Source organism: Streptomyces sp. V2I9 (assembly GCF_030817475.1).
Taxonomy (GTDB): Bacteria; Actinomycetota; Actinomycetes; order Streptomycetales; family Streptomycetaceae; genus Streptomyces.
The window spans coordinates 228384-254744 of the sequence record NZ_JAUSZJ010000002.1; the positions used below are offsets into that span (position 1 = coordinate 228384).

Genomic DNA, 26361 nt, shown 5'->3' on the forward strand with positions numbered 1-26361 from the left:
TTCCCGGCCCGGTGGGGCGGGCCCGCCGCACCGGGTCATTCCGGCAGCGGGGTCCCCGGGCCGGGGGCGGCCGCGCACGCGGCGTCCAGCCGGATGCGGTGGGCCATCACGGCATCGGGGTCCTCGACGAGGTCGACCCGCACGCCGGGCGTCTCCAGCACCGCCCGGTCCCCGATCTCGGGTACGGGCACCCGCAGGATGTGGAGGGGCGGTACGCCCGTCAGAGGGTGCGGCGGATGGTCCAGCGGCACCACCTGGACGGTGACGTGCTGCTCCTTCATCGCCTCGACGAGGGCGGCCCGCTGTCCGGCCATGGTCTCCCGGTCGCCGACCCGCGTATGGAGGGCCGCCGCCGGGAACAGGGCCCACAGGGCGGCTCCGCGTGCGCGCAGGCGGCGTCGGCGCTCCAGGAGCAGTTCGACGCGGCGCTCCCGGCGGGCGGGGCTGTCGTCCGGGTACCGCGTGCGGTGGAGTGCGGCCGCGTAGGCGGGGGTGCGCAGCAGTTCGGGGACGAGGGCCGGGTGCCAGGTGCGTACGAGGCCGGCCGAGGACTCCATGCCGATGATCTCCTGCTGCCAGCTCTCCATCTCGTCCCGCCACCGGTGCCACCAGCCGGGCAGGTTCGCGGTGGAGAGCCCGGCCATGATGGGTTCGGCGACGGCGGGCGGCACGCCGTAGCAGCGCAGCAGTTCGCCGACCTGCCGGGGGTCGAGCCCGGTCTCCGCGCGTTCGATGCGCCGGACGGTGGCAGGGTGGGCGTCCAGCGCCTCCGCCGCGGCACGCAGGCTGATTCCGGCGCGTTCCCGCAGCCGGCGGAGGCGGACCGCGAGGACGCGGTGTTCCACGGTGGGTCCGGACCGGGCGCGCATGGGATGGCCTTCTCCGTCGAGCCCCGGGGCGGGGCACTACACACTCTGTCGCTTGCAAAGTATGCGTTTTGCGCCGAGAGTGCATACATGTCGGAAATAGCCATACGCGCGGAACGTGCCCCCGATGGCCGCGGTGTCCACGGCGCCCGAGGTGCACTCAGCTGGTGGGTTCCCCGCCTGCCCGGAGGTGTACCGGAAGCCCGGCGCCGGGCCCAGGAGGCCATGCGGGCCTGGGGCGAACCGGCCGAGCGGGTCGAGGCGGCGGCTCTGATAGTGACCGAGCTGGTCACCAACGCCGTGCAGCACACCAGCACCCGGCGCATCCGCTGCCGCCTCCTGCGCTCCGCCGATGGCGTACGCATCTGTGTGTGGAACCGGGGCCGGGCCCTGATTCCGGCCCCGGCGTCCCCTGCCGACTCGGCCGGGCTTCCGGTCGGAGAGGTCCCTGCGGCGTCCGATCTCGAAGACGACGCCGCGCTCGACCGCCTCGCCGAGGACGGCAGGGGCCTTCTGCTCGTCGATGCGCTGGCGGCCCGCTGGGGCACTCACGCGGCGCCGGCGGGCCGGCTGGTCTGGGCCATCCTCTGAGCCCCTTCCGCACCCGGAGGCCGCCCCCTCCGGATCTTCCCGACCCCGGCGCCTTCCGGGTCTGCCGGCCTTCCGCGCGCGCTCAGGCGGGAGCGGTGCGGCACTCCGGGTGGCCCCAGCCGTTCGGGTTCTTCGCGATCGGCTCCTTGGCCGCGTACGACCGTCCGCAGTGACATCGTCCGGCGAACCGCGCCTTGATCGTGCCGGTGGACCGTCCGCCGCGGGACGCTCCCCCGGCGCTGCGCCCCGGGGCTCCGCCCGAGCCCCCCGCGCGCCCCTTCGTGGCCCGTGCGGGCGAGGGCACCGGCGGAGCCGTCGCGCCGTGCGCCGTACCGGCCGCGAGCTGGGCGACCGCCGCCTCGTCGGCGGCCTGGTCCGCGATCGCGTTGAGCGGGTCGCCGTCCACCTGATGGGCGGGCACATGGCGGAACGTCACCGAGCGGTCGGCGAGCAGGGCATCGATCCGGGTGACCAGCTCACGGTTGGCGACGGGCTTGCCGCCGGAGGTCTTCCAGCCGTTGCGCTTCCAGCCCGGCAGCCACTTGGTCACCGCGTTCATGGCGTACTGGGAGTCCATCCGCACCTCGACGCGCGCCGCCGGGTCGACGGCTTCCAGCAGCTCCGCCAGGGCGGTGAGCTCGGCGACGTTGTTCGTCGCGACGCCGAGCGGGCCGGCCTCCCACCGCACCGGGTTCCCCTGCGCGTCCGCCACGACCCACGCCCAGGCGGCCGGTCCGGGATTTCCCTTCGACGCCCCGTCACACGCGGCGATGATGCTCTCGTTCATCCCTCGATCATGCCAGCCCCGTATGACCGCTCCGACCGGCCGAGGAGCACCCGCCGGGGCCGGTCCGGCGGCGAGGACGAGGCCCGTGCCCTGCGAGAATCCGGTCCCCAGCGCGTCCCTGCCCCCTCGGACCGATCGCACGCCGCCCCTCCCTCCGCTCGCCCGGACCGTCCCCGTCGGCCCGGCAAGGCCGCCACACGGACGCCCGGCGACCTTGACCTGAATCAAACTTGAGGTTCTAACGTTCCGAGTGAGCCCGCGGCCGGTCGGCATGCGGGACCCGCAGGCCGTCGGGGGAACCGGGGGCCGTCACCCTTCGGAGTGCCCCATGGACATGGAAGTCACGGCGTGGCATTCGCTGCACAGCGCGATGACCGCCCAGCAGGACCGCAGGCCGTTCTCGCGGAAGGCGTTGGGCCGCATCCTGGCCTTCGCCCGGCCCCACCGGCGACGGATCTACCGCTTCCTGCTGGTGAGCGTCCTCACCGCCCTCCTCGCGGTGGCCACCCCGGTGCTGGCCGGGAAGGTCGTCGACGCGATCGTGAACGGGGAGGACACCGGCACGGTCACCCGGCTCGCCCTCCTCATCGCGCTCATCGCCGTCGTCGAGGCCGGACTCGGCCTGCTCACCCGGTGGCTGTCGTCGACGCTGGGCGAGGGCCTGATCCTGGATCTGCGCACCGCCGTCTTCGACCATGTGCAGAAGATGCCGGTCGCCTTCTTCACCCGGACCCGGACCGGCGCCCTGGTCAGCCGGCTCAACAACGACGTGATCGGCGCGCAGCGGGCCTTCAGCAACACGCTCTCCGGCGTCGTCTCCAACGTCGTCACCCTGGTGCTGACCCTCGCGGTGATGCTGACGATCTCCTGGCAGATCACCCTCCTCGCCCTGGTTCTGCTCCCGGTCTTCGTCGTGCCGGCCCGTCGGATGGGGGCCCGGATGGCGGGGCTCCAGCGGGAGGCGGCCGATCACAACGCGGCGATGGGCACCCAGATGACCGAGCGGTTCTCCGCGCCCGGCGCGACGCTCGTCAAGCTCTTCGGGCGACCCGCGGACGAGTCGGCCGAGTTCGCCGCCCGCGCCGACCGGGTGCGCGACATCGGCGTCCGTACGGCCATGGCGCAGTCGGCGTTCATCACCGCCCTCACTCTGGTCTCCGCCCTGGCGCTGGCCCTGGTCTACGGGCTCGGCGGCTTCTACGCCCTGCGCGGCAGCCTGGAGCCGGGGGCCGTGGTGGCGCTGGCGCTGCTGCTGACCCGGCTGTACGCCCCGCTCACCGCCCTCGCCGGCGCGCGGGTCGAGGTGATGAGCGCGCTCGTCAGCTTCGAGCGGGTCTTCGAGATCCTCGACCTGAAGCCGCTGATCGAGCAGAAGCCCGACGCCCGCCCGGTGCCCGAGGGCCCGGTCTCCGTGGAGTTCGACGAGGTGTCCTTCGGCTACCCCTCCGCCGACAAGGTCTCCCTCGCTTCGCTGGAGGAGGTCGCCACGCTCGACGACCGGGGCGGCACGCGCGTTCTGCACGAGGTCTCCTTCCGCGCCGAACCGGGCCAGATGATCGCGCTGGTGGGCTCCTCCGGCGCGGGCAAGTCGACGATCGCGCAGCTGCTGCCCCGGCTGTACGACGCGGACTCCGGCTCGGTACGGCTGAACGGCGTCGATGTACGCGACCTCAGCGCCGAATCGATCCGGGACACGCTCGGCATGGTCACCCAGGACGGGCACCTCTTCCACGAATCGGTGCGCGCCAACCTGCTGATCGCCCGGCCCGACGCCTCCGAGGACGACGTCTGGGACGCGTTGCGCCGCTCCCGGCTCGACGGCCTGATCGCCTCCCTGCCCGACGGGCTCGACACGGTGGTGGGCGAGCGCGGCTACCGGCTCTCCGGCGGGGAGCGCCAGCGGCTCACCATCGCCCGGCTGCTGCTGGCCCGTCAGCGGGTCGTGATTCTGGACGAGGCGACCGCGCACCTGGACACCACGTCGGAGGCCGCCGTCCAGGAGGCACTGGCCGAGGCGCTGACGGGCCGCACCGCCCTGGTGATCGCCCACCGCCTCTCCACCGTACGGGCGGCCGACCGGATCCTGGTCGTGGAGGCGGGCCGGATCGTCGAGGACGGCACCCATACCGAACTCCTGGCGGCCGGTGGGAGGTACGCGGAGCTGTACCGCACCCAGTTCGAGCAGCCGTCGCCGAACGGGGAACGGACGGTCCAACCGGTCCGCTGACCCGGTACGCGCTGACGCCGTCCGGCCGGATGATCCGGCCGGACGGCGTCAGCGCGTACCGATGAGGGTGCGGGACACGCGCTCGGCGGTGCGCAGCCGCCGCAGTGCGTGGCCGCCGCACCGGCGCCACTCCCCCGGCGACACCCGAGGCCGGTGGCCGCCGTTGGTGACGAGCGCGTTCACCGAGGTCATCGGGTCCGCCGCCATCGTCTTGGCCAGCAGGACGCCGATCACGAGCGGGAGCAGCGTGACGGCGAGGGCGGAACCCGCGGTGGTGACGTGCTGGAGGCCTGCGCGGCGCGGCGCTTCGGAGTTCATACGGTCATCGAACCGCGGCCGGTGGCGCCGGAACATCGGAGAACGTACTCAAGGGCCGGGGACCGGCATACTCAGACGCCTGTACGGGGACGCTCACAGCGGCCGGGCACGCGGACGCCGGCCGGGCCGCCGGAGCACGGAGGGACCGCCTCGATGGGTGACAGCCAGGTATGTGGTGACGGCGGGAAGTCCCGAGAGGAGCAGGGACCTTCGGGCGAGAGGCGCGGCCGGGCGGCCGCCGCGGTGTTCGACGCGCTGGGCGCGGAGTACGAGCGGGCCTTCGCCGGATCGGCGGCCCACCGTCGTTCGCTGGAGCGACTGCTGGCGGATCTCTCTCCGGGGAGCCGGGTGCTCGACGTGGGCAGCGGGACGGGCCGGCCCACGGCGCAGACCCTGGCGGAGGCGGGGCACCGGGTGCTGGGCGTCGATGTGTCGCCGGTGATGACCTCCCTGGCGGCCCGGCAGGTGCCGGAGGCCGAGTTCCGGTGTGCGGACATCCGCGATCTCCCTCTGCCCGAGGGCGGGTTCGACGCGATCTGTGTGTACTTCGCACTCCTGCAGATGGAACGCGACGAGCAGAGCGGGCTGATGGAGCGGCTCGTCCGGTCACTGCGGCCCGGCGGGCTGCTGGCCGTCGCGACGGTGCCGGTGGACGCCGAGGGCGTCGAGGCGGTGTTCATGGGACAGCCGGTGCGGGTCTCCAGCTTCGGCGCCGAGGAGTTCTCCGCCCTCGTCGCGCGGGCAGGGGTCTCCGTGGAGTGGGAGCACAGCGCCCTGTTCACTCCGGACCACCCGGCGGGCGCACCCGAACCGCATCTCTTTCTGCACGGACGTCGCGGCTGACATCCGTACGGCCGCCGCGCCCGGTCTCCGTACGTCCGCCCCCATCGGTCTCCGCACCGTCGCCCGGCCCGGCCTCCACACGGTCCTCGTCACCGCCGTCGCAGTCTTCACGTACGGCACACGCCAACCATTGGCTATCACAAAGATCAAGCCGAATGAATGACTCGGGTGGCGCATTCGCGATCCTTCACGAGAAGGTAATGCGATAGCAAAGTTTTTTTCTATATGCTCAGCCTTGTTCGCGTCCGCGAGGAACGGCCGGGGCGTTTCCCGTGACGGTTTCCCCTACGGCGAACTGCCAGGTGAAACACCTTTCCCATGCCGAACATCCTTACGGATGCGCACAGCCCATTCGCCGATATGACCCGACCACACCGCTCCCCGGCACCGCCGGATGCAGGAGGCAGGCCACCATGCAAGCCCTCGTAGAACACGCCCGGACATTCACCGAGCATGTCGCCGCGAACGCAAAGGAATTCGAACGCCTCGCGGACGGCCAGACCCCCGAAGCACTTTTCGTCACGTGTTCGGACTCACGTGTCGTGCCCTCGCTGATCACCGGCGCCCGCCCGGGGCAGCTCTTCGAACTCCGCACCGCGGGCAACATCGTTCCCCCTTACCCGGCGGAGGACCGGCCCACCGGCGAAGCCGCCACCATCGAGTACGCGCTGCGCATGCTCCAGGTGCGCGACATCATCGTCTGCGGGCACTCCCACTGCGGCGCGGTGGGCGCGATCCTCCGCGGCGAGGACCTCTCCGCCATGCCCGCCGTCCGTCACTGGCTGACGCACTCCACGGGCGGCCGTACGCCCCCCGCCGGGGACCTGCCCGGCGCGGTCCAGGCCCACGCCGTCGCCCAGCTCGACACCCTGCGCGGCTACCCCGCGGTGCGTGAGCGGATCGCGGACGGCTCGCTCGGTCTGCACGCCTGGTACTACGAAGTGCACACCGGCTCCGTCAGCGTCCACCGGCCGGAGCGCGGGACCGAGTTCGCCCGCCTTTGACGGTTTCCCCTCCCCCCACGCTCGCACGCCCGGCCCCGGCCGGACACGACCGTAACCGTAAGGGAAACCACCGTGATCACCGCGAAGGAACTCAAGAACCCCCACGTCGTACGACGGGACCTGCTGGCGTCCCTCGTCGTCTTCCTCGTCGCGCTGCCGCTGTGCGTCGGCATCGCCGTCGCCTCCGGCGTCCCGGCCGAACTGGGCCTGGTCACCGGCATCGTCGGCGGACTGGTCGTCGGCCTGCTGCCGGGCAGCAGGCTCCAGGTCAGCGGCCCCGCCGCCGGACTCACCGTCCTCGTCTTCGAGGCGGTCCAGGAGTTCGGCCTCAGCACGCTCGGTCCGATCGTGCTCGCCGCCGGCCTCCTCCAGGTGGTGCTGGGCCTGGCGCGCTTCGGCCGCTGGTTCCGCGCCATCTCCGTCTCCGTGGTGCAGGGCATGCTCGCCGGCATCGGCCTGATCATCGTGCTCGGGCAGGTGTACGCCATGGCCGACCTCGAGCAACCGGGCAGCGGCCCCGCCAAGCTGGCCGGACTCCCCGGACTCGCCGTCGACATCGTCACGAACCAGGAGGCCCTGACCGCCTTCGGCCTCGGCGCCGGCACGATCGCCGTGCTGCTGCTGTGGCCGAAGCTCCCCGCCACCGTCCGTATCGTCCCCGCTCCCCTCGCCGCGGTCGCCCTGGCCACCGCGGTCGCCTCCCTGGCCGGGCTGCGGCCGGCGGTGGCCGATGTGAACGGGCTCCTCCACGCCATCGACCTCCCCGGCGGGGCGGAGTTCACCCGGCTCGCCGACGTGGCGGTCATCGGCACCGTGCTGGCCTTCGCCCTGATCGCCTCGGCGGAGAGCCTGTTCAGCGCGGCGGCCGTAGACCGCATGCATGACGGCCCCCGTACCGACTACGACAAGGAACTGGTGGCCCAGGGCGTCGGCAACACCCTCTGCGGGGCGCTCGGGGCACTGCCGATGACCGCGGTCATCGTGCGCAGCGCCGCCAACGTCCAGGCCGGGGCGACCACCGCGCTCTCCCGTGTCGCCCACGGCCTGTGGCTGCTGCTGTTCGCCGCGCTCCTGCCCGCCGCTGTGGGGATCATCCCGCTGGCCTCGCTCGCCGGAATCCTCGTGCACGCCGGGTGCAAGCTGGTGCCCGCCAGGGAGTTCGGGCCGCTCTGGCGCGAACACCGGGGGGAAGCCCTGCTGCTGGCGGTCACCGCGATCGCCATCGTGGTGACCAACCTCTTCGAAGGGGTCGTCCTCGGGCTGCTGCTCGCGGTGGTCAAGTCGGCCTGGGAGACCTCGCACATCCAGCTCACCACCCATGAGCTGACCGGCGGCCGGGTGGTGGTGGCCCTCACCGGGAACGCCACCTTCCTGCGGCTGCCCCGCATCCTGGAACAACTGGAGGGACTCCCGCAGGACCGGCCCATCGAGCTCGACCTGACCGGGGTGCGCCACCTCGACCACGCCTGTCGGATCGCCCTGGAGAACTGGGCGCGCCGCCACCACCATGCGGAGACCGAGCCGGTGACGATCCGCCGGCAGCCCTCCCCCTGACCGACCGGCTACGCGGCCGCACGGGACGCCGGGCGCTGGACATGAGCGCCCGGCGTCTCACCGCGACAGTGCCGCAGCGCGTGATGCGGCCGTTCGTGGAGACGATCCCGTCCGGGCGCGGACCGTGCTCACCTGGCGTCGGCGGCGAGCCGCTGCGGGCCTTCCGCCGGGACGGTGCGGATCCTCCGGCTCCCGGCCGGGCTCCGTCGGTCCGCGACCGGTGCGCCCCCACGACCGAGGGGCGGTCCGGCGTCCGGACCGCCCCGAAGTCCTCGGATCAGGCCGCCTGGGCGAGGAGTTCCGCGCGGCCGAAGAGGAGCGCGTAACCGGGCGGCAGGCAGCTGACGACATCGGCGACGAGTTCGTCGCCCACCAGCGCGGCGATCTGGCTGAGGACCACGCCGGCGTCCCACCGGGCGGTCGCCGGGGTGCCTCCGGTCCGCTCGGCGAGTTCACGGACGAAGGCGGCTCCGGGGAGCTGTTGCACGGCCGGGACCTCCGCGGTGAACACGCGGGCGGCCTCCTCGGGCAGGGCGGCAGCCAGCGCGACCCGTTCGTCGCCGGTGATCTGCCGGCCCAGCGCGCCCAGCACCGCACGCAGGCTCTCCTCGGCACGTTCGCGCGTGGGATAGGCGCCCTCGTACCGGATCTTCTCCAACAGCAGGTCAAAGGTCGCGTCCAGCGGTGCGCCGGTGTTCCGGGACTCGTGGATCATCGTGGCGGCAGCCCTTCTCGTCCGTACTGCTCGTGTCGATGCGCCGCACACCCCCGCGGCTCGTCGTCGAGGCGGCGCGGGGGCGGGCAGCGAGGTGGTGCGAAGTCAGGTGCTCACCGCATGCCCGCCGGGACGCGGGTCACACCTGACCGCCGGGGGAGGAATCAGGATGACCGGGATCAGCTCTTGAGCTGCTTGCGCCGGGACTCCCCGCCGATGGCGATCTTGCGGGGCTTGGCGCGCTCCGCGATGGGGATACGCAGGGTCAGCACCCCCGCGTCGTAGTCGGCGTCGATCCGCTCGGTGTCGAGCGTGTCCGCGAGGACGATCTGGCGGGAAAAGACCCCCAACGGCCGCTCGGACAGCTCCATCTGGACGTGGTCGGCGTTGACCGCGGGCCTGCGCTCGGCCTTGACGGTCAGCATGTTCCGCTCCACGTCGATGTCGATCGCCTCCGGGGGGACGCCGGGGAGATCGAAGGCCACCACGTACTCGTCGCCCTCCCGGTACGCGTCCATCGGCATCGCCGAAGGGCGCGACCAGGTGCCGGGGCGCAGGAGTTGCTCGGTGATCCGGTCGAGTTCACGGAAGGGGTCGGTACGCATCAGCATGACGGGAAACACCTCCGGTCGTTCGGGCGGACAGCCCGCGCTTTTCACCTGCCCTCGTTGTAGCATGTCATCCATTCGATGACAACATGGCATGTCGCCGGACCGATGACGAAACTGTCGAGCGCCCGAGGAGCCCCCATGTCCACACCGGCCCAGCCCGACCCGCCCCGAGACCCCGCCCCGGACGCCGTTTCCTTCCTGGCCGCGTGGGCGGCCCTCCGGACCATCGACGAGGCGGTCCGCGAGGCGCGGGTGGACACCGAGGAAGCGGCGTCAGGCCCGCCCCCGGCCACGGAGCGCGCCCAGGCCCTGGCCTCGCTCCAGCTCCTGCGCGAGGTGCGGGAACAGCTGGCGGGCTGGGAGACCGGCCTGATCGAGACGGCCCGCGCTGCCGGGGCGAGCTGGGCCGACCTGGCCGATCCGCTGGGCGTGGCCAGCCGCCAGGCCGCCGAGCGGCGCTATCTGCGGCTCCGCCCCGGCCCCGAGGGCAGCACCGGGGAGCAGCGGGTGCGGGCGACCCGCGACCGCCGGGCGGGAGACCGGTCGATCACCGCGTGGGCCCGGCGGAACGCGGCGGACCTGCGGTCGCTCGCCGGGCAGATCACGGCGCTGGCCGACCTACCCACCGCGGCGGACCCCTCGCTGGACCGGCTCCGCGAGGCGCTCGGCGACGACGACGCCGCTGCCCTGGTCACCCCGCTCACCGCTCTCCACCCCCACCTCACCCCGGCGCACCGGGAGCTGGCGGACCGCGTGGACTCCCTCACCCACCACACCGGCCGACTGCGCGAGGACACCGCCGCCCGGCGCCGCGGCGACTGACCGGACGACGGCGGCGCCCGACTCCCCCGGACCCGCCGTCCTCGGGGCGGCCCGGACCGCGCCGCGCCCGCCGAGGGGTTACGGCTTGCGGGCGACGAGGCCCCACTGGTCGACCGGGACCGCGTCGTCCTCCTCGGGCCGCCAGCGGTCGATCGGGACGAAACCGGGATCGACCGGGTCAAGGCCCTCGGCGCAGCCGGTGATCTCCTCCGGTTCCCGGACGAGGTAGGGCGGGTTGTCGCCCGACGCGTACGCCTCCTGTGCCGCCAGCGTCTGCGGGGTCTTCACCGTGTCGCAGAGCACCAGGAAACTCCCCGACGGCATCCGCGCCAGGTACCGCCGCACGACGTCGACGCCCTCGGCCGGAACGAGGTGTCCCAGGGTCGAGAGCAGGAGCACGGCGACGGGCCGGGACAGGTCGAGGGTGTGCGCCGCCTCGTCCACCACGGCGTCCACGTCGGAGAGATCGGCCTCCACATAGGCCGTGCGGCCCTCGGGCGCGCCGGTCAGCAACGCCTCCGCGTGGGCGAGGACGATCGGGTCGTTGTCCACGTAGACGATCCGCGACTCCGGCGCGACGCTCTGCGCCACCTCGTGCGTGCTGTTCGCCACCGGGAGCCCGGTGCCGACGTCGAGGAACTGACGTACCCCTTCCGAGACGAGGTGGTGGATCGCCCGGATCTGGAAGGCGCGGGAGGCGCGGGCGATGTCGGCGATCTGCGGGTAGGCGGCGCTCACCGCGTCGGCGAGCTCCCGGTCCACCGGGTAGTGGTCCTTGCCGCCCAGCCAGGCGTTCCAGACGCGCGCCGAGTGCGGGACGTCGGACCGGATCCTGCGGCGGAAATCGTCGTCGACGACGCTCATGACTCTCCTCTGCCGACTGTCCGTACACGGCGGTCGGCCGGGGGCGCACCGGCCGCCGGGCCTCTGTCGGCGACGGTACCGCGCCGCCCGGCGGCACGCAGCGGGGACGGGCCGGGGAGAGGCGCGCTCAGAGGATCCGGCCCACGAGCCCGAGGAGCCAGCTGACCAGCACCACGAGCAGGACGAGGACCCCGACGGTGATGACACCGCACCACGACCAGCCGCCGCCGGCATCCAGCCCCTGATCGTCCCGTCCGCCCATCTCGGCGTCGAACAGATCCATGTCCCACCTTCCCCCCGTGCGCGGAACCCCCCGGTTCCGCAGGAAGGTACTGTCCCACGTCCATCGCCGCTTCGACCAGCCACGCCGTGTACCCGTACAGGATGACGGACGGGTCCCGCGTCCGCGCCTCAGGTCGCACACGGTCACGACGTGAGCGCGATGCGCCGGGCGGCCCCCGGATCCGACGATGGCCGCATGACCGAATCGACCGGGCTGCCGTTGTCCGCGCCCGAAGCCCTGACGGTGCTCGGCGCCCTCGTCCTCGTCCTGGCCCGCTGGCTTCCCGAGCGGTGGCGCGGCCCGGCCGCGCTCGCCTCGGGAGCACTGCTCGCGGGGTCGGTGGCCGTTCTCGCCGTGGCGGGACCGCGCTGGCAGCTGGCGCCGGTGGTGGGTGCGGCGGCCGTCGCGGGGGCGTTCGCGCTCGCCCCGTGGCCGGCGCGGCGCTCCGGACGGACGCCGCGCCGGGCCCGGTGGTGGCTTGCCCTGCCGGGGTCGGTGGTGGGCGTGGCGCTCGTGGTCGCGGGGCCGGTGGCCGCCTGGGCGTTTCCGGTGCCGGACTTCCCCGAGCCGTCGGGACGGTTCCCGGTGGGCGCCCAGACGCTGGAGTGGTCCGAGCGGGCGGACCGGGCGGGCCGGAAGGGGGAGCCGCTCCCGGCGGGAGCAAGGCGGAGGACGGAGCCGCGGCCGCTCGTGGCGCAGCTCTGGTACCCGGCGGGGCACACCGCGCCGGACGCCCGACGCGCGCCGTACCTCGGGCGGACCGAGGCGGAGGCGCGTACGGTCTCGGCGGCGCTGGCCGACTACTCGGGCGTCCCCGCGTTCCTCCTCGACGGGCTGCCGCGTGCCCGGAGCCACGCGGTGCCCGGCGCACCGGTCGCGGACGACGGCGGCCGCTTCCCCGTGGTGCTGTTCTCCCCCGGCCTCGGCGGCGTGCGCACCCAGAACACCGCCTGTGCCGAGGAACTCGCCTCCCACGGTTACGTCGTGGCCGCCGTGGACCACCCGTACGACTCCGCGGCCGTGGTCCTGTCGGACGGCCGGACCCTCCGTACGCGGGTCACCGCCACCGGCGACCCCGCGAAGGACGAGGCGCTGGCGGAAGGGCGGACGCGGGCACGGCCGGCGGATCTGCGAGCGGTGCTCACCCGGCTGGAGCGGCTGGAGAGCGGTGCGGTCGAGGGTCCGTTGACCGGGCGGCTCGACACCGCCAGGGTCGCGGCGACCGGGCACTTGATCGGGGGCGCGGCAGCGCTCCTCGCGGCCCGACAGGACGCCCGGTTCGACGCGGTCGTCGATCTGGACGGCTTCCCGCGCGGGCCCGTCGGCGGCCGCTTCGAGCAGCCGATGCTGGCGCTGACCCAGGAGATCGGGCCGGACACCGACCCGGACTACCTGCCCCGGCTCACGCGAGTGCTGGAGCGGGGCGGGGCGACGAACTACCGGCTGACCGTGCCCGGCGCCGCACACCTCACCTTCACCGACGCCCCGCTCCACCTGCCGCCGGTCCCCGGCGTCGTCGGCTCCCCGGGGCGTGCGGAGAGCACCCGGATCACCGCCGGGGCCACCCGGTCGTTCCTCGACGCCGTCCTGCGCGGCGCCCCCGTCGACCTGCCCGCCGCGCTCTCCGCCCACGGGGAGGTGACGGTCCACCCGCCCGCCGCCGCCCGCTGAGCCCTCCTCACCCGTGCGCGCCGCCTGGGAGGCCGGGTCCGGGCGACGGGGCCAGAATCGGAGGCGCTGAGCTCCGGGACGCCCCGTGCCCCACCACGACGGTGGTCCTCGCGGGCGGAGAGGGCGGACGATGGCCGGACCGGCACGGCGGGGGCGTACCCCCCGGCGCGGAAACGACAACGTGGCCGTGGAGCGCATGGTCCGCACGCTCATCCGCCGGCGCAAGAAGTCGTTCCGCGAGGGGGACGTCACCGTCACCGATCCGCCGAAGGTCCGGCGCGCGGTGACGGCGGCGGCCCTCGGCAACACGATGGAATGGTTCGACTTCGGGGTCTACGCCTATCTCGCCGGAACGCTCGGCAAGGTCTTCTTCCCCGCCAGCTCGCCGGGCACCCAGGTGGTGTCCACGTTCGCGACCTTCGCCGCGGCCTTCCTGGTGCGTCCGCTGGGCGGGCTGGTCTTCGGACCGCTGGGCGACCGGGTGGGGCGGCAGAAGGTCCTGGCGCTCACGATGATCATGATGGCGGCGAGCACGTTCGCCGTCGGCTTCCTGCCCACGTACGCGGCGGTCGGCTTCGCGGCTCCGTTGCTGCTCCTGGTCTGCCGGCTGGTGCAGGGCTTCTCCACCGGCGGGGAGTACGCGGGCGCCACCACGTACATCGCGGAGTACGCCCCCGACAAGCGGCGCGGGTTCCTGGGCAGCTGACTCGACTTCGGCACGTTCGTGGGCTACTCGCTGGGCTCCGGTCTGGTCACCGTGCTCACCGCCGTCCTCGGCACGGACGGGATGACGGACTGGGGGTGGCGCATCCCGTTCTTCGTCGCGGGTCCGATGGGCATCATCGGGCTGTACATGCGGCTCAAGCTGGAGGAGACGCCCGCGTTCCAGCAGGAGGAGGCGTACCGGAGCGCCGCCGAGGCACGTCCCGGCGGCGGGGACGATCCGGTGGAGGAGGCCCGGCAGTCGGGCAAGGGGCGGCTGAAGGAGATCTTCACCGACTACTGGGAGGCCGTGCTCATCTGCATGGGCCTGGTGCTGCTGTACAACGTCACCAACTACATGGTGACGTCCTATCTGCCCACGTACATGTCCTCCACCCTGGGCGAGCCGGAGACCACCTCGCAGCTGCTGGTCCTCGGCACGATGCTGCTGGTGGTGCTGCTGATCACCACCGTGGGGCGGACCTCCGACCGGTGGGGCCGCAGACCGGTGTTCATGGCGGGCAGCCTGGCCCTGATCGCGCTGTCCGCGCCCGCCTTCCTGCTGATCCGGCAGGGCGGCATCCTGTTGCCGGCGCTGGGGTGCGGGGTGCTCGGCCTGCTGCTGGTCTGCTTCGCGGGTACGGCGGCCTCGACGCTGCCCGCGCTGTTCCCGACCCGGTTGCGGTACGGCGCGCTGTCGATCGCCTTCAACATCTCGGTGTCGCTCTTCGGCGGTACGACCCCCTTGTTCGCCTCGGGTCTGGTGGAGGCCACGGGGAACGAGATGGTGCCCGCGTACTACCTGATGGCCGCCGGAGTCATCGGGCTGGTGTCCACCTTCTTCCTGCACGAGACGGCGGGGCGTCCGCTGCGCGGCTCGGGACCGATGGTGGAGACGCCCCAACAGGCCCGTGAGCTGGTGGCGAGGAGCCGGACGGCGGCGGGCCGCCAGGCGCGCGACGTGTGGCTGCGGGTGCGGAACCTGTGGCGGGGCCCGCCGCACTGAGGGCGCGCGGCGGTCCGGCACGCGGTGGGACGCCCCCGTGCCGCGCCCAGTCCCCTGCCGTCGCGCCCCGCCCCTCGCACCGCCGTACAGCCGCTCCTGTACGGGCCGGGCGGCGGGCGGGGGCCGCGCGGCTGCGGACAGCCGTCGGAGCACGTGGCTTTACTGGCCGGTAGACATCTATGCGACGTAGGTCACACTGCCCTACGGTCGGGGCACTGCCCCGACCCTTCCCGGACGGTGAGCCGCCGCCCCCGGGGTCCGGGCGTCCCGGCTCGCGCCCCAGGAGGTCCCATGCCACCCCCCAGCATCCGCCGCTCACGGCGCAGGCTCCCCGTCGCGGTACTCGCCATCGCCCTCGGAGCGGTCACCCTCGGCGGTCCCTCGCCCGCCGCGGCGTCGGACTCCGCCGCCGAGGCGGCCTACCTCGTCGGGCGCGGCATCTCCGACGTCACGGGGGAGGCCGCCGAGACCGGGATGATGGGGTACTCCAGCTTCGGCCAGAAGACCTCGGGCATCCACCAGCGCCAGCGGTCGCGCGCCTTCGTCGTCGTGGACCGGGCGAGCGGCAAGCGGGTGGTGTACGTCAACGCCGACCTGGCGATGATCTTCCAGTCCGTCCGCCAGGGCGTCCTGGCCCGGCTGAAGGAGCGTTACGGCAGCCTGTACGACGAGGCGAACGTCCTGCTGTCGGCCACCCACACCCACTCGGGGCCCGGCGGGTACTCCCACAACGTCGCCTACAACCTCTCCGTCCTCGGCTTCCAGAAGGAGACCTACCGGGCGATCGTCGACGGCATCACCGACTCCGTCGCCAAGGCGCATCAGGACCTCGCGCCCGGCACCATGAGCCTGGGCACCGGGACCCTCACCAACGCCAGCGTCAACCGCTCCCGCGCGGCGTTCGACCGCAACCCGGCCGCCGACCGGGCCGCCTTCCCCGACGCGATCGACCCGGCGATGACCGTGCTGCGCTTCAAGCAGGGTGAGAAGGATGTGGGCGCGGTCAGCTGGTTCGCCACCCACAACACCTCGATCACCAACAGGAACACGCTGATCAGCCCTGACAACAAGGGCTACGCCTCCTACGCCTGGGAGCACGATCACGAGGGCGTGCGCTACCTCGACGACACCCCCGGTTTCGTCGCCGCCTTCCCGAACACCAACGCCGGCGACATGTCCCCGAACCTCAACCTGAAGCCCGGCTCCGGGCCCACCGAGGACGAGTTCGAGAACGCGCGGATCATCGGTGAGCGCCAGCTCGACAAGGCCCGCGAGATCTACCGGGACGCGCGGCCCGTCGCCGGAGGGGTCGACTCCCGGCTCACCCACGTCGACATGGAGAACGTGACCGTGGGCGGCGCGTACACCTCGGACGGCCAGGAGCACCGCACCTGCCCCGCCGTCGTGGGCGCGTCCACGCTCGCGGGCAGCGTCGAGGACGGCCCGGCGATCCCCGGCTTCGAGGAGGGCGCGCGCACGCCGGTGGCGAGCATCATCGACGCGCTGCGCGTCGACACCCCCTCGTGGCTCCAGACCTGTCAGTACCCGAAGGCGAGCCTGATCCCCACCGGTCTGCTGAGCAAGGTCCACCCGGTCACCCCGAAGACCCTCCCGCTCCAGATCATGAAGATCGGCGAGCTGCACCTGGTGGCCGCGCCGGGCGAGTTCACGATCGCCTCCGGCCTCCGCGTACGCCGCACGGTGGCCGGGCGGCTGGGTGTCCCGCTGGACCGCGTCCTGCTCCAGGGGTACGCCAACGCCTACAGCCAGTACGTCACGACGCCGGAGGAGTACGACACCCAGAACTACGAGGGCGGCTCCACGCTGTACGGCCGCTACACCCTGCCCGCCTACCAGCAGGAGTACGCCAGGATCGCGGATTCCCTGCGCGCGGGCACCGCACTGGAACGGGGCGTGGCGCCGCCGGACGAGTCGGGACGGCAATTCACCTTCCAGACCGGTGTCGTGTACGACAACCCGCCCTCGGGCAGGGCGTTCGGCGCGGTCCTGAAGGCTCCGGAGCGCTCGTACGCGCGCGGCTCCACCGCGACCGCCGAGTTCGCCACGGGCCACCCGAAGAACAACGTCCGCCGGGGCTCCACCTTCCTGGAGGTCCAGCGGCTGGAGAACGGCACGTGGAAGCGGGTGCTGGACGACGGCGACTGGGAGACCACCTACCGCTGGACCCGGCTCGACGGCCTCACCGGCACCTCGAAGGCGACGATCACCTGGAAGATCGCCCCGGACACCGCCCCCGGCTCCTACCGGATCGTGCACCACGGTGACGCGAAGAGCCTGCTCGGAAGGATCACTCCGTTCACGGGGGCGACGGAGGCGTTCACGGTGAGCTAGGGGATGTCCGGCCGGGTCGGACCCTGGCGCCTGGATGTGGCCCGCGGCCGGCCGGACGTCATATCGGCACGGGCGGGTAGGAGGGATGGCGGAAGACGACGAGCGATCCTGACATCCTCGATGACCGAATGAGAGAGGGGCCGGCGTGGCCGATTCCGAGATGAGGGCGGTGGGTTGGGCGCAGTCCTTCCCCATGTCCCAAGGGGTGCGGGCCGGGCGTCTCTGGGCGCGCGCACATCTGGACTCGCTGGAATGGGCTCGGAGCGCACCCGATCTGGTGGATTCGGTGCTTCTGACGGTGACCGAGCTCATCACCAACGCGCACAGACATGCTCATAGCGATGCGCAACTCGTCCTGACCTGGGACAGCGCCTGCCTGCACGTGAGCGTTCACGACTCCAGCCCGCATCCGCCGACCCCGTCCGACCGGGGCCCCGACGCGACCGGTGGCCGGGGCCTCACGATCGTCGAGGCACTGTCCGACAGCTGGGAACACCATCCGCAACGAGAGGGCAAGACCGTGACCGCCTGCTTCGTTCCGCCCGGCTACGCCGCCCCGGACCACGTCCGCAACACCGAGTGAGACGAGGGACTTCACCTTCGACCTGCCGGAACGCGCGTGCCCGCCCGCCCCTGCTCGGGGCGGGCGGGCACGTGGCAGCGCAGGGGGCTAGGGGGTGTCCGGCGGATCAGGGCCGGACAGGCCGCGGTGTCTGGTGCGGTGCATCGCAAGGCGCTGGAATGCCCTCATCGCGGAGCGATTCGGGTGTTTCGGCAACGCCGCGAGGTGCCGTGCCAGACACCGCGGACCCGGTCAAGATCCGCCGGACACCCCCTAGGTTCTGTCCGGCGGATCACTGACGGAGCCAGAGTCGGATCGCTGCGGCGGTGACAGTGCCGTGGAAGACGTAGGCCCTCTTGTCGTAACGGGTGGCGACCGCGCGGGAGTTCTTGAGCCGGTTGATGGTCCGCTCGACCTCGTTGCGGCGCCGGTAGTGGTCGGGGTCGAAGCCGGCGGGCCTGCCCCCGTTGCTGCCCCTGCGGCGGCGGTTGGCCCGCTGGTCCTTCGGTTCTGGGATCGTGTGCCGGATGTCGCGTCTTCGCAGGTAGCGGCGGTTTCGGCGGGAACTGTATGCCTTGTCGCCGCTGACGTGGTCCGGCCGGGTCCGGGGCCTTCCGCCAAGCGGCCGCGGAACTCGGATCCGGTCCAGGACCTCGATCATCTGCGGTGCGTCGCCCCACTGTCCCGGCGTGAGCAGGAGGGCCATGGGGCGGCAGCCGCCTTCGCCGGCGAGGTGGATCTTGCAGGTCAGGCCGCCCCGGGACCGTCCGAGTCCCTCGTCGGGGCGGTGGTGCCGGGGCGTCGTCCTTTTTTCGGGACCCGCGGCCGGGTCCTGCGTGCGCCGGCCGCGTGCTGATGGGCCCGGCAGGACGTCGAGTCGACGCCGACCATCGACCAGTCGACACGCCCCGCCAGGTCGGCGTCGGCCTGGACCGAATGCAGGATCCGGTCCCAGGTGCCGTCCGCCGACCAGCGGCGATGCCGTTCGTAAACGGTTTTCCACGAGCCGTAGCGTTCCGGCAGGTCACGCCACGGGACACCGGTTCGGATCCGGAACAGCATCCCGTTGACCACGGTGCGGTGGTCGTTCCACCGACCGCCCCGGCCACCCAGAGGTGGCAGATGCGGTTCCAGTAACGACCACTCGCGATTCGTCAAATCCCCCCGACCCATGACCGGACCAACGAGCGACCAGTCGGAAGGTCACATGATCCGCCGGACAGAACCTAGGTGAGACCGCTGTCGATGGCCGTCACGAGCTCGCCGTCGGCTGTGTCACCGTTGAACTCCCAGAAGAACGCGCCGCCCAGGCCCTGGCTCCTGGCCCACGCCGTCTTGGTGCCGACGGTCGCCGCTGGCCACCACGGCGGCCAGCGGCACGAGAAGCGCCGTGGCACCCGCCATGACCCTGGACCGCTTGCCGAGGGAGGCGCTCCGTGAGGGTCCGGTACGGCGTCATCGTGTTTCTGTACTCAAGGCAGCCCCATGAGTGGCTCCAGGGGGACAGGGGAATCCCTGGCCCGTCAACCTTGCGCGGCCATGAGCGCGTAGCTCTCTCCTCGGCACCCTCGCAGTGTCGCCGCGACCCCAGGAAGGCCTGGACCAATCGTCAAGAGGGTCCGGACCGGGGAAGAGGTGGAGCGGGGGTGAATGCGGCGAGCACGCCCGTGATGGACACGAGAAGCGCCGCGGCCCTCCAGGACCGCCCTGTGCGCCGCGCGGCCCTACGCCCGCTCCGCGCATCGCCTCAGCGCGGACGGGATGTCGGGGTGGTGGGGGAAGAGCGACGTGGTCCCCGTGACCTGGAACAACCTGGCGAGTCCGTCCGGCACGCCCGCCAGGTGGATGGGCACCGAACACGCCCCGACGATGACGGTGTTGAGGAACGAGGAGTCCGCGAAGCCGATGCCGGAGCAGTCCACCACCACCGGCGAGCCCGTGCGGATCGCCGCGGACAGGGCGAGGCGCAGGGGCTCGACATGGTCGACGTCGATCTCCCGGTGATGCGCACCAGCCATACGGCGGGGTCCTGGATCAGCTCCGACGTGATCGAGCCGCCGGGCGGCGGACCTACGATAGTTGCCATCAGGCAATCATTACAGGGATGGCGGCACCGACCGCAACACACCTGCGGACGGGGCCCTCCGCAGACGCCGCCCACGACCCGGCCCGCCCGGCCGTCCTCAACTCGGTGTACTCCCCGGACGGGATACGGCGCTCGACACGGCCGCCCTGCCGCGGGAGGCGGCGCGGGGCGAGGCGGGGCGGAAACCGGAATCGCTCAGGAAGAAGCCGGAGCGCCCTTCCCTGAGCCCTCAGAAGGGCCGGAGAAGAGATCGGTGAGGCCGGACACGCTGGGCACCGGCGCTAACAGATGGGTGGCCGGCACCTCGATTCGCTCGCGTGGGTGAGGAGCACGCTCAGACCTGCGCTGTCGAGGCAGGTGACACCGGTCAGGTCGAGCCGCACCGGACCGGACCGGAGACTTCGTCCAGGGCCGCTGCCGGCAGATGGCTGTTGCTCAGGTCGATCTCCCCGGTCACCGCGAGGCCGACCCCACCATCGGGGTGTCGGCGGGAGGTCAGGGTCGGGGAGGTGCTCACGGGACGATCCTCGTATCCATGCCGACGGTGGTGCCTCCGGGACCGGGGGTCAGGGTGATGTGGTCCATGAGCCTACGCATCAGGGGGATGCCGCGTCCGCGTACGGTCGCACATCGCGGGTCGGGCTCCCGCCAGCTGCCGGCGTCGGCGACCTCGATGTGCAACCGGTCGCCCGTCGCGCGGGCGGTGAGACGGACGGTGCCGTCGGTACCGTCCGCGTAGGCGTGCTCCACAGCGTTCGCGACCGCCTCGCCGGCGGCTGCCAGCGCGCCCCGGGCGGTGGGTCCGGGGACGTGGCACGCTGCCAGCCAGCGTCGCAGCTCGTCCCGGACGGCCGCGAGCCGGTCCCGGTCGGCGGCGAAGGACGTCTCCAGGCGGGCGGGGTGGCGGTAGAGCATGAGCGCCACGTCGTCGGTGTATCCGCCGGCGGGGGCGAGCCGGGACATGAGGTGGTCCGCCAACTGGTCGGGCGGAAGATGCATACCCTGTCGCAGAACCAGGTCGGCCTGGTCGAAGCCGTCGGTGAGGGAGAGGCCCCGGCGCTCCACCAGCCCATCGGTGCACAGGAGCAGGACGGAGCGGCCGGGGATGACCGCGGCGGCCTCGGGACGCGTCCGGCCGGGCCGCACGGCCAGGGGAAGCGCTCGTCCCCCTTCGAGGAGAAGGGACGAGCCGTCGGCGCCGCGGAGGATGCCGGGCGGATGCCCGGCGCTGGAGTACCGCAGTTCCCCCGTCGAGGGATCGAGAACCCCGCAGAAGACGGTGGTGCACATCGCTCCGGGAACGGTCGCGGCGAAGCTGTCCAGAGCCATGAGCGCGCGGGCCGGGCCGAGGTCCTGGATCAGCAGCGCCCGGCAGGCGCTGCGCAGCTGCCCCATGACGGCGGCGGCCTCCAGCCCTCGGCCGACGCAGTCCCCGACCACGATGCCGATTCGGCCGTCGGGCAGGGCGAAGGTGTCGTACCAGTCGCCGCCCACCTCCAACGGCCGGCCGGCCGGCTCGTAGCGGACGGCGAATCCGTCGGGGAGGTTCGAGGGTCCGAGGATCGCTCGCTGCAGGGCGATGGCGGTCTCCCGCTGCTGGTCGATCCGGCGGGCACGGGCCAGCCCCTGGGTGAGGCGGCCGGCCAGCAGCGAGAGCAGGAGTTCGTCCTCGTCGGTGAAGAAGCGGTGCTCCCCCAGCTCGATCCAGAGGGCGAGAGGCCCGTCCGGATGGTCGATGCGGATGCCCGCTCCGCCGAGGCCGGGGACGGGTGTGAGGGTCGGGGCCGATGCGAGCCCGGAGAGGGCCGCGCGCCGCGCCTCGTCGAGGTCCCTCCATTCCGGGGATCGCGGCGCGGGGGGCTCGGCGGGCGTCTCCCGGGTGCCCGTGGTCGTGGTGAGGCGCCGCGGGGCGGTGGTGTCGCCGCGATCGAAGCGGGCGGCCACCACGCTGTGCGCGCGCCAGAGGTCGTGCAGTACGTGGATGGCGTGAGCGAGGGCCTCCTCGACGCTGCCCGCCCCGGCGAGTCGCTCTCCCAGTGCGGCCAGCGCGCTCTCGCGCTGGATGGCGTAGTGCTCGGCCGTCACGTCGCGGAGCGTCCCGACGATGGCCGTACGGCCGGTGTCCGGGTCCTGGACCCGGTTGAAGCTGGCGTGGACCCAGAGGCGGTGGCCGTCGCGGTGGGTCACCGGGGCGCTGAAGACACCGTGGTCGAGCGTGGTCATCCGGGTCAGCGAGAGGGTGGCCTGCCGGTGGGCCTCCGGATCGGCGGCGGCGTCGGGCCACCAGGGGTGAGGCGGGCGGTAGGGCAGCCCCTCGGGGCCGTAGCCGAGGATGTGGGTGAAGGCCGCGTTGGTCTCGACCACCGTGCCGTCCGCGTCGCAGACGAAGAAGGCGTCCTGCAGCGAGTCGACGAGGGCCCCGTGCCACCGGGTGTGGTGGCCGCGCAGCCGCGCCATGGCGACGACGGCGCGGACCCGCGCCAGCAACTCGGTGGCGGCGAAGGGCTTCACCAGGTAGTCGTCGGCCCCCGCGTCGAATCCCTCGATGGACGCCTCCTGCCCGGCGCGGGCGGAGAGCAGCAGCACCGGCACCGTTGCCGTACGGGGGTCCTCCCGCAGCGCGGTCACGAGGCGCAGGCCGTCCAGGCCCGGCATCATGACGTCGCTGATCACCAGCTCGGGCAGGTCCGCCCGTACCCGGTCCAGCGCTTCCAGGCCGTCGGCGACCGCCAGCACCTGATGGCCCGCGCCCCGCAGGAGCCGGGTGAGATAGCCGCGCATGTCGGCGTTGTCGTCGGCGATGAGCACCCGCGCGGGGGCGTTCCGGGTGGACGGACCCGGAGGGGCGCCGGTCACGGCCGGCACGGGTACTCGCTCGGCGGCGGGCTCGCCGATCTCGGTGAGGTCCCCGTCCGGAGGGTCGGGAAGCCAGCGCAGGGCCTCCGCCAGAAAGGGTTCGGCCGTGACGCCGGCGGCCGGGGCGGCATGGTCCGGGCCGGGCTCGCGGACCGCGTCGGCCGGCAGGTGGGCCGATCCGAAGGGCAGTCGGACGGTGAACCGCGTGCCCCGGCCCTCGACGGAGCTGACGGAGACCGTACCTCCGTGCAGCTCGACCAGCTCCTTGACCAGGGCCAGGCCGATTCCGCTGCCCTCGTGCGAGCGGGCCCGGACGTGCTCCACCCGGTGGAAGCGCTCGAAGAGCCGGGGCATCTCCCTGGCCGGGATGCCGGTTCCGGTGTCCTCGACGGTGACCTCGGCGCCGTGCGCGTACTCCCCTACGCTCACGCGGATGACCCCCTCGAAGGTGAACTTGAGGGCGTTGCTGAGCAGGTTGAAGACGACCTTCTCCCACAGGCCCCGGTCGATGAGGACCGGTCGGCCGAGTGTCGCGGGGACGAACTCGTACCTGAGGGAGGCCCGTTCCACCGCAGAGCGGAAGACACCGGCCAGTTCGGCGGTGACCGCGGTGAGGTCGACGGGCTCGAAGCCGGCCTGCATCCTCCCGGCCTCGATGCGGGAGAAGTCCAGCAGGGCGGTGACGAGCTTGCCGAGTCGCAGGCCGCTGCGGTGGATGACGTCCAGATCCTCCCGGAAGACGGGGTCGTCGGCCAACTGCTGCCGCAGGGTTTCGACCGGTCCCGTGATCAGGGTGAGCGGAGTACGGAATTCATGACTGATGTTGGAGAAGAAGGCCGTCTTGGTCCGGTCCAGCTCGGCCAGTTCCTCCGCCCTGCGCTGTTGGGCCTCGTGAGCGCGGGCGCTGGCGAGGCCGGCGGCGATGTGCCCCGCGACGAGATCGACGAAGCCCCGGTAGGCGTCGTCCAGCACCCGGAAGCGGTTCAGACCCGCCACCAGGAATCCGGTGGGGGGCGCGCCGGGCTGGACGAGGGGGACGACGAGCGCCTGCGCGGGTGGTTCGTCCCATGGGCCGTGCGGCAGTCCGCCGAACGGGGCGCCGCTGAGGTCGACCGCTTCGGTTTCACCGAGCAGCGCGGCACCGGCCGGCCAGGGGGCGGTGGCGTTGTCCGCGAGTTCGACCGGGGCGGCGGGGTGGGAGGGCCGGATACCGGAGGTGGCGGCGAGCCGGGCCCGTCCGTCGTCCTGGAACAGGTAGGTCAGGGTGAAGGGCAGGACGTACGGGTGCCGGTCGAGCTGGCGGGCGCTGAATTCGAGGAACTCCTCCTCCGTGCGGACCGCCGCGGGATCCGACCCCAGATCGCGCAGGGCGGCCATCCGGTGCTCGCCGATGATGCGCTGGGTCTCCTCGATGACCACGCACAGCACACCGACCAGGCGGCCCGCGTCGTCCCGCAGCGGGCTGTAGGAGAAGGTGTGGTAGCTCTCCTCACGGAAGCCCGAACGCTGCAACAGGAGCAGGAGCGCCTCGTCCCAGGTGGACTCCCCGTGGGCCAGGACGCTGTCGACGCGGGGACTGATGTCGTCCCAGATCTCCGGCCACACCTCGCGGATGGGTCTGCCCAGCGCCCACGGGTACTTCTGGCCCAGGGTGTCGCGGCGATAGGAGCTGTTGCAGAAGAACGTGAGCTCCGGCCCCCAGGCCATCCACATCGAGAACCGGGACGAGAGCAGAATGTCGACGGTCGTCCTGAGGCTCTGTGGCCAGGAGGCCGGATCGCCGAGCGGGGTCGCCGCCCAGTCCACTCGGGCCAGGTCACGGCCGATCTCGGGATCCGCGGCGAACAGTCCGTCCACCGGGACCTCGTCCTTGCCACCCATCACCCCGAGCCCCTCCCTCCGCGTCCTCGGCCACCGCCCCGGCGGGACTGCGACGCACGGCCTTCGCCACGCTCGGACTCTGCCACCCGCCGGCCGCCGGCGTTCCGCCGGGGGTGCTGTACCCGGCCCGGGCCCGTCGTACGACAGCGGTTCGGCATCCTGCCTGTTCCGGCTCGGGGTCCGGTGCCCCTGGCCGGGGGTACGGCCACGCGTCTGCCCCGGGGGGCGGCTGCGCGACGAGCGGCAGACGTCACGGGGGCCGCCCTGACGGACGGCGGTGGGACGACAGGCTCTAGCATGAGCGGCATGAAGGACGACAGACAGTCGCAGCCCACCGAGGTCCCGCCCGGCATGACGGTGCTGCGTCTCCGCGGCGACCTCGACTTCGAGGACGCGAAGAGCCTGTCCGAAGCGGTGCGGGGAGCGCTCGCCGAGAACCCGCGAGTCCTGGCCGTCGACGTCTCGTCGGTCACCTTCGCCGACTCATCCATGCTGCGCACCCTCGTGGAGACGCAGCAGCACATGGACGACAGGTCGGGGGCGATGGTCCTCGTCGGCCCGATCGCGCCCCCGCTGCGGCGGCTGCTGGAGATCACCGCGACCGACGAGCACTTCACGATCGTCGACGACCTGTCCCGCGCGATGACGGTTCCCCGGCCTCACCGCGCGGCCCGGGGCGACCACCCGGACCGGTAGTACCCCGCATTCCGGCGTGCTCGGTCGGTGGTGGGGCAGATGTCCCTTTACGGCCCAGCAACGGCCCCTTGAACACCTGTCGTGCCACCAGCGATGAGAGGCCCCGCCCCCATGTCCCCTGCCGACGTCTGCTCTCCTTTCCCGGAAGTTCCCGGCGCGGGACGGAACCATCTCTCGGTGAAGACGGCGGCCGATGCACGAGAAGCCCTGGCCGGGCTGCTCACGGCTTCTCCCCTTCATACGCCGGGGGTGCTCATGGACGCCCAGCTCGCGGTGACCGAACTGGTCTCCAACGCCTCGCGCCACGCCGGTGGGCTGACGGGCTTCGACGCGTATCTGGACGCCTGCGGCACCCGGCTGGTGATCGTCGTCGAGGACGCCGATCCGCGCCGGCCCGTGGGCGAACCGCTCGCCCTGCGCGACCCGACCGCTCCGGGAGGACGCGGCTGGGCCCTGGTCCTGGCGCTGGCCGACACCTCCGTCATCGCCCCGCTGCCGAACGGCGGCAAACGGATCCAGATCACCTTCGCGCTCCGGGGCGCGGACGCCTCCGAGGGGTGAGGCCCTTCAGCTTCAGGGAGTGCGCGGGGTTGGCTGGAACCAGGCGGGGCCTTCGGTGTGGGCCTGCTTGATCCGGAACAGGGCGAACTCACCGAGCGGCGGGAGCCCGTCCAGCGGGAACCAGCCCACCTCCAGCGACTCGTCGTCGTTGACCCGTGCCTCGCCGCCCGTGGCCCGGCAGCGGAAGGTGACGTCCAGGTACTGGCAGCGGTCGCCGTTGGCGTACTGCACGGGCTTCAGCGCCTGGGTGAGCACCACCCGCTCGGCCACGCAGTGCACCCCGGTCTCCTCCAGCACCTCGCGTTCCGCCGTCGCCGCCGGCTCCTCCCCCGGTTCGGGGATCCCTCCGATGACCGACCACTTCCCCGTGTCCGCGCGCCGTCCCAGCAGCACGCGGCCCTCGTCGTCGAGGACGACGGCCGTCACGCCGGGCAGCAGGAGCAGTTGGTGCCCGGCGGTGGCACGGATCTCACGGATGAAGTCGGGAGTTGCCATGGGCCGAG

24 protein-coding genes and 1 pseudogene are annotated in these 26361 nt (G+C 72.6%); 12 read left to right on the plus strand and 13 right to left on the minus strand.

Going from position 1 to position 26361, the window contains the following annotated elements; genetic code table 11:
- Nucleotides 1–35 precede the first annotated feature (35 nt).
- Nucleotides 36–869 carry a Scr1 family TA system antitoxin-like transcriptional regulator gene (locus tag QFZ71_RS01040; protein ID WP_307666343.1) on the minus strand — a complete coding sequence of 278 codons (834 nt, stop codon included), beginning with the start codon at nt 867–869 and terminating at the stop codon, nt 36–38.
- 177 nt (nt 870–1046) lie between these two features.
- On the opposite strand from QFZ71_RS01040, the gene QFZ71_RS01045 reads away from it, so the two are divergent.
- Complete coding sequence (locus tag QFZ71_RS01045) at nt 1047–1457, plus strand: ATP-binding protein (RefSeq protein WP_307671305.1); 411 nt, start codon at nt 1047–1049, stop codon at nt 1455–1457.
- Nucleotides 1458–1539: 82 nt separating this feature from the next.
- On the opposite strand, the gene QFZ71_RS01050 is transcribed toward QFZ71_RS01045, so the two are convergent.
- Nucleotides 1540–2244 carry a ribonuclease H gene (locus QFZ71_RS01050; protein ID WP_307666344.1) on the minus strand — a complete coding sequence of 235 codons (705 nt, stop codon included), beginning with the start codon at nt 2242–2244 and terminating at the stop codon, nt 1540–1542.
- Nucleotides 2245–2572: 328 nt separating this feature from the next.
- On the opposite strand from QFZ71_RS01050, the gene QFZ71_RS01055 reads away from it, so the two are divergent.
- Entirely contained in the window at nt 2573–4471 is a 1899-nt protein-coding gene (locus QFZ71_RS01055; RefSeq protein WP_307666345.1) for an ABC transporter ATP-binding protein, read from the plus strand.
- A 48-nt stretch (nt 4472–4519) separates the two neighbouring features.
- Here QFZ71_RS01055 and QFZ71_RS01060 read toward each other — a convergent pair whose 3' ends face one another.
- Nucleotides 4520–4789, minus strand: coding sequence for a hypothetical protein (locus tag QFZ71_RS01060; protein WP_307666346.1), 270 nt, complete (start codon nt 4787–4789; stop codon nt 4520–4522).
- A 153-nt stretch (nt 4790–4942) separates the two neighbouring features.
- Here QFZ71_RS01060 and QFZ71_RS01065 point away from each other — a divergent pair, with 153 nt between their 5' ends.
- The 3 genes from QFZ71_RS01065 to QFZ71_RS01075 all read left to right on the plus strand — a co-directional run bounded on the left by QFZ71_RS01065 (nt 4943) and on the right by QFZ71_RS01075 (nt 8190).
- The gene (locus tag QFZ71_RS01065; protein WP_307666347.1) at nt 4943–5632 is read left to right on the plus strand and encodes a bifunctional 2-polyprenyl-6-hydroxyphenol methylase/3-demethylubiquinol 3-O-methyltransferase UbiG; all 690 of its coding nucleotides are present in this window, start codon (nt 4943–4945) and stop codon (nt 5630–5632) included.
- A 413-nt stretch (nt 5633–6045) separates the two neighbouring features.
- A complete protein-coding gene (locus QFZ71_RS01070) occupies nt 6046–6636 on the plus strand; it encodes a carbonic anhydrase (protein ID WP_307666348.1) in 591 nt (196 codons plus the stop codon).
- Nucleotides 6637–6708: 72 nt separating this feature from the next.
- The gene (locus QFZ71_RS01075; protein WP_307666349.1) at nt 6709–8190 is read left to right on the plus strand and encodes a SulP family inorganic anion transporter; all 1482 of its coding nucleotides are present in this window, start codon (nt 6709–6711) and stop codon (nt 8188–8190) included.
- Between the two features lie 277 nt (nt 8191–8467).
- On the opposite strand, the gene QFZ71_RS01080 is transcribed toward QFZ71_RS01075, so the two are convergent.
- Complete coding sequence (locus tag QFZ71_RS01080) at nt 8468–8905, minus strand: DUF2267 domain-containing protein (RefSeq protein ID WP_307666351.1); 438 nt, start codon at nt 8903–8905, stop codon at nt 8468–8470.
- Nucleotides 8906–9084: 179 nt separating this feature from the next.
- Entirely contained in the window at nt 9085–9516 is a 432-nt protein-coding gene (locus tag QFZ71_RS01085) for an Hsp20/alpha crystallin family protein (RefSeq protein WP_307666352.1), read from the minus strand.
- 138 nt (nt 9517–9654) lie between these two features.
- On the opposite strand from QFZ71_RS01085, the gene QFZ71_RS01090 reads away from it, so the two are divergent.
- Nucleotides 9655–10338: an HSP18 transcriptional regulator gene (locus QFZ71_RS01090; protein WP_307666353.1), complete on the plus strand. Its 684-nt coding sequence runs from the start codon at nt 9655–9657 to the stop codon at nt 10336–10338.
- Nucleotides 10339–10416: 78 nt separating this feature from the next.
- Here the strand turns inward: QFZ71_RS01090 and QFZ71_RS01095 are convergent, their stop codons facing one another.
- Together QFZ71_RS01095 and QFZ71_RS01100 are read right to left on the minus strand one after the other, a co-directional pair.
- Nucleotides 10417–11202: an SAM-dependent methyltransferase gene (locus tag QFZ71_RS01095; RefSeq protein WP_307666354.1), complete on the minus strand. Its 786-nt coding sequence runs from the start codon at nt 11200–11202 to the stop codon at nt 10417–10419.
- Between the two features lie 127 nt (nt 11203–11329).
- Nucleotides 11330–11485: a hypothetical protein gene (locus QFZ71_RS01100; RefSeq protein WP_307666355.1), complete on the minus strand. Its 156-nt coding sequence runs from the start codon at nt 11483–11485 to the stop codon at nt 11330–11332.
- 195 nt (nt 11486–11680) lie between these two features.
- Between QFZ71_RS01100 and QFZ71_RS01105 the strand changes: the two genes are divergently transcribed.
- From QFZ71_RS01105 to QFZ71_RS01120, 4 genes and pseudogenes are all read left to right on the plus strand, one after another.
- Nucleotides 11681–13156 carry a dienelactone hydrolase family protein gene (locus tag QFZ71_RS01105; protein WP_307666356.1) on the plus strand — a complete coding sequence of 492 codons (1476 nt, stop codon included), beginning with the start codon at nt 11681–11683 and terminating at the stop codon, nt 13154–13156.
- Nucleotides 13157–13352: 196 nt separating this feature from the next.
- Nucleotides 13353–14864, plus strand: a pseudogene (proP, locus tag QFZ71_RS01110) (glycine betaine/L-proline transporter ProP).
- Between the two features lie 291 nt (nt 14865–15155).
- A complete protein-coding gene (locus QFZ71_RS01115) occupies nt 15156–17216 on the plus strand; it encodes a neutral/alkaline ceramidase (protein WP_307666357.1) in 2061 nt (686 codons plus the stop codon).
- Between the two features lie 145 nt (nt 17217–17361).
- On the plus strand, nt 17362–17799 hold the full coding sequence (locus QFZ71_RS01120) for an ATP-binding protein (RefSeq protein ID WP_307666358.1): 438 nt from the start codon (nt 17362–17364) through the stop codon (nt 17797–17799).
- A 271-nt stretch (nt 17800–18070) separates the two neighbouring features.
- Here the strand turns inward: QFZ71_RS01120 and QFZ71_RS01125 are convergent.
- The 5 genes from QFZ71_RS01125 to QFZ71_RS01145 form a co-directional block, all read right to left on the minus strand.
- Nucleotides 18071–18951, minus strand: a protein-coding gene (locus QFZ71_RS01125) for an IS5 family transposase (protein WP_307666359.1) whose coding sequence is annotated in 2 segments (ribosomal slippage) — nt 18071–18591 and nt 18591–18951 — 882 coding nt in all. Because the reading frame shifts where the segments join, the coding sequence is not laid out codon by codon here.
- A 53-nt stretch (nt 18952–19004) separates the two neighbouring features.
- Nucleotides 19005–19175 (minus strand): hypothetical protein, encoded by a 171-nt coding sequence (locus QFZ71_RS01130; protein WP_307671632.1) that lies wholly within the window; start codon nt 19173–19175, stop codon nt 19005–19007.
- Between the two features lie 327 nt (nt 19176–19502).
- Nucleotides 19503–19796 carry an STAS domain-containing protein gene (locus QFZ71_RS01135; protein ID WP_307666360.1) on the minus strand — a complete coding sequence of 98 codons (294 nt, stop codon included), beginning with the start codon at nt 19794–19796 and terminating at the stop codon, nt 19503–19505.
- Nucleotides 19797–20231: 435 nt separating this feature from the next.
- Entirely contained in the window at nt 20232–20381 is a 150-nt protein-coding gene (locus QFZ71_RS01140; protein WP_307666361.1) for a hypothetical protein, read from the minus strand.
- Nucleotides 20378–24601: a SpoIIE family protein phosphatase gene (locus tag QFZ71_RS01145; RefSeq protein ID WP_307666362.1), complete on the minus strand. Its 4224-nt coding sequence runs from the start codon at nt 24599–24601 to the stop codon at nt 20378–20380. Before QFZ71_RS01145 ends, QFZ71_RS01140 begins: the two co-directional genes overlap by 4 nt.
- A 306-nt stretch (nt 24602–24907) precedes the next feature.
- On the opposite strand from QFZ71_RS01145, the gene QFZ71_RS01150 reads away from it, so the two are divergent.
- Together QFZ71_RS01150 and QFZ71_RS01155 are read left to right on the plus strand one after the other, a co-directional pair.
- Nucleotides 24908–25297 carry an STAS domain-containing protein gene (locus tag QFZ71_RS01150; protein WP_307666363.1) on the plus strand — a complete coding sequence of 130 codons (390 nt, stop codon included), beginning with the start codon at nt 24908–24910 and terminating at the stop codon, nt 25295–25297.
- Nucleotides 25298–25474: 177 nt separating this feature from the next.
- Complete coding sequence (locus tag QFZ71_RS01155) at nt 25475–25858, plus strand: ATP-binding protein (protein ID WP_307666364.1); 384 nt, start codon at nt 25475–25477, stop codon at nt 25856–25858.
- 12 nt (nt 25859–25870) lie between these two features.
- On the opposite strand, the gene QFZ71_RS01160 is transcribed toward QFZ71_RS01155, so the two are convergent.
- Nucleotides 25871–26353 (minus strand): NUDIX domain-containing protein, encoded by a 483-nt coding sequence (locus QFZ71_RS01160; RefSeq protein ID WP_307666365.1) that lies wholly within the window; start codon nt 26351–26353, stop codon nt 25871–25873.
- Nucleotides 26354–26361 lie beyond the last annotated feature (8 nt).

Excerpts from the sequence above, each read along its gene's own strand:
- QFZ71_RS01040 (WP_307666343.1), bottom strand. The coding sequence starts at position 869 with ATGCGCGCCCGGTCCGGACCCACCGTGGAACACCGCGTCCTCGCGGTC.
- QFZ71_RS01050 (WP_307666344.1), bottom strand. The coding sequence starts at position 2,244 with ATGAACGAGAGCATCATCGCCGCGTGTGACGGGGCGTCGAAGGGAAAT.
- QFZ71_RS01055 (WP_307666345.1), top strand. The coding sequence starts at position 2,573 with ATGGACATGGAAGTCACGGCGTGGCATTCGCTGCACAGCGCGATGACC.
- QFZ71_RS01060 (WP_307666346.1), bottom strand. The coding sequence starts at position 4,789 with ATGAACTCCGAAGCGCCGCGCCGCGCAGGCCTCCAGCACGTCACCACC.
- QFZ71_RS01065 (WP_307666347.1), top strand. The coding sequence starts at position 4,943 with ATGGGTGACAGCCAGGTATGTGGTGACGGCGGGAAGTCCCGAGAGGAG.
- QFZ71_RS01070 (WP_307666348.1), top strand. The coding sequence starts at position 6,046 with ATGCAAGCCCTCGTAGAACACGCCCGGACATTCACCGAGCATGTCGCC.
- QFZ71_RS01080 (WP_307666351.1), bottom strand. The coding sequence starts at position 8,905 with ATGATCCACGAGTCCCGGAACACCGGCGCACCGCTGGACGCGACCTTT.
- QFZ71_RS01085 (WP_307666352.1), bottom strand. The coding sequence starts at position 9,516 with ATGCTGATGCGTACCGACCCCTTCCGTGAACTCGACCGGATCACCGAG.
- QFZ71_RS01090 (WP_307666353.1), top strand. The coding sequence starts at position 9,655 with ATGTCCACACCGGCCCAGCCCGACCCGCCCCGAGACCCCGCCCCGGAC.
- QFZ71_RS01095 (WP_307666354.1), bottom strand. The coding sequence starts at position 11,202 with ATGAGCGTCGTCGACGACGATTTCCGCCGCAGGATCCGGTCCGACGTC.
- QFZ71_RS01100 (WP_307666355.1), bottom strand. The coding sequence starts at position 11,485 with ATGGATCTGTTCGACGCCGAGATGGGCGGACGGGACGATCAGGGGCTG.
- QFZ71_RS01105 (WP_307666356.1), top strand. The coding sequence starts at position 11,681 with ATGACCGAATCGACCGGGCTGCCGTTGTCCGCGCCCGAAGCCCTGACG.
- QFZ71_RS01115 (WP_307666357.1), top strand. The coding sequence starts at position 15,156 with ATGCCACCCCCCAGCATCCGCCGCTCACGGCGCAGGCTCCCCGTCGCG.
- QFZ71_RS01135 (WP_307666360.1), bottom strand. The coding sequence starts at position 19,796 with ATGGCTGGTGCGCATCACCGGGAGATCGACGTCGACCATGTCGAGCCC.
- QFZ71_RS01145 (WP_307666362.1), bottom strand. The coding sequence starts at position 24,601 with ATGGGTGGCAAGGACGAGGTCCCGGTGGACGGACTGTTCGCCGCGGAT.
- QFZ71_RS01150 (WP_307666363.1), top strand. The coding sequence starts at position 24,908 with ATGAAGGACGACAGACAGTCGCAGCCCACCGAGGTCCCGCCCGGCATG.
- QFZ71_RS01160 (WP_307666365.1), bottom strand. The coding sequence starts at position 26,353 with ATGGCAACTCCCGACTTCATCCGTGAGATCCGTGCCACCGCCGGGCAC.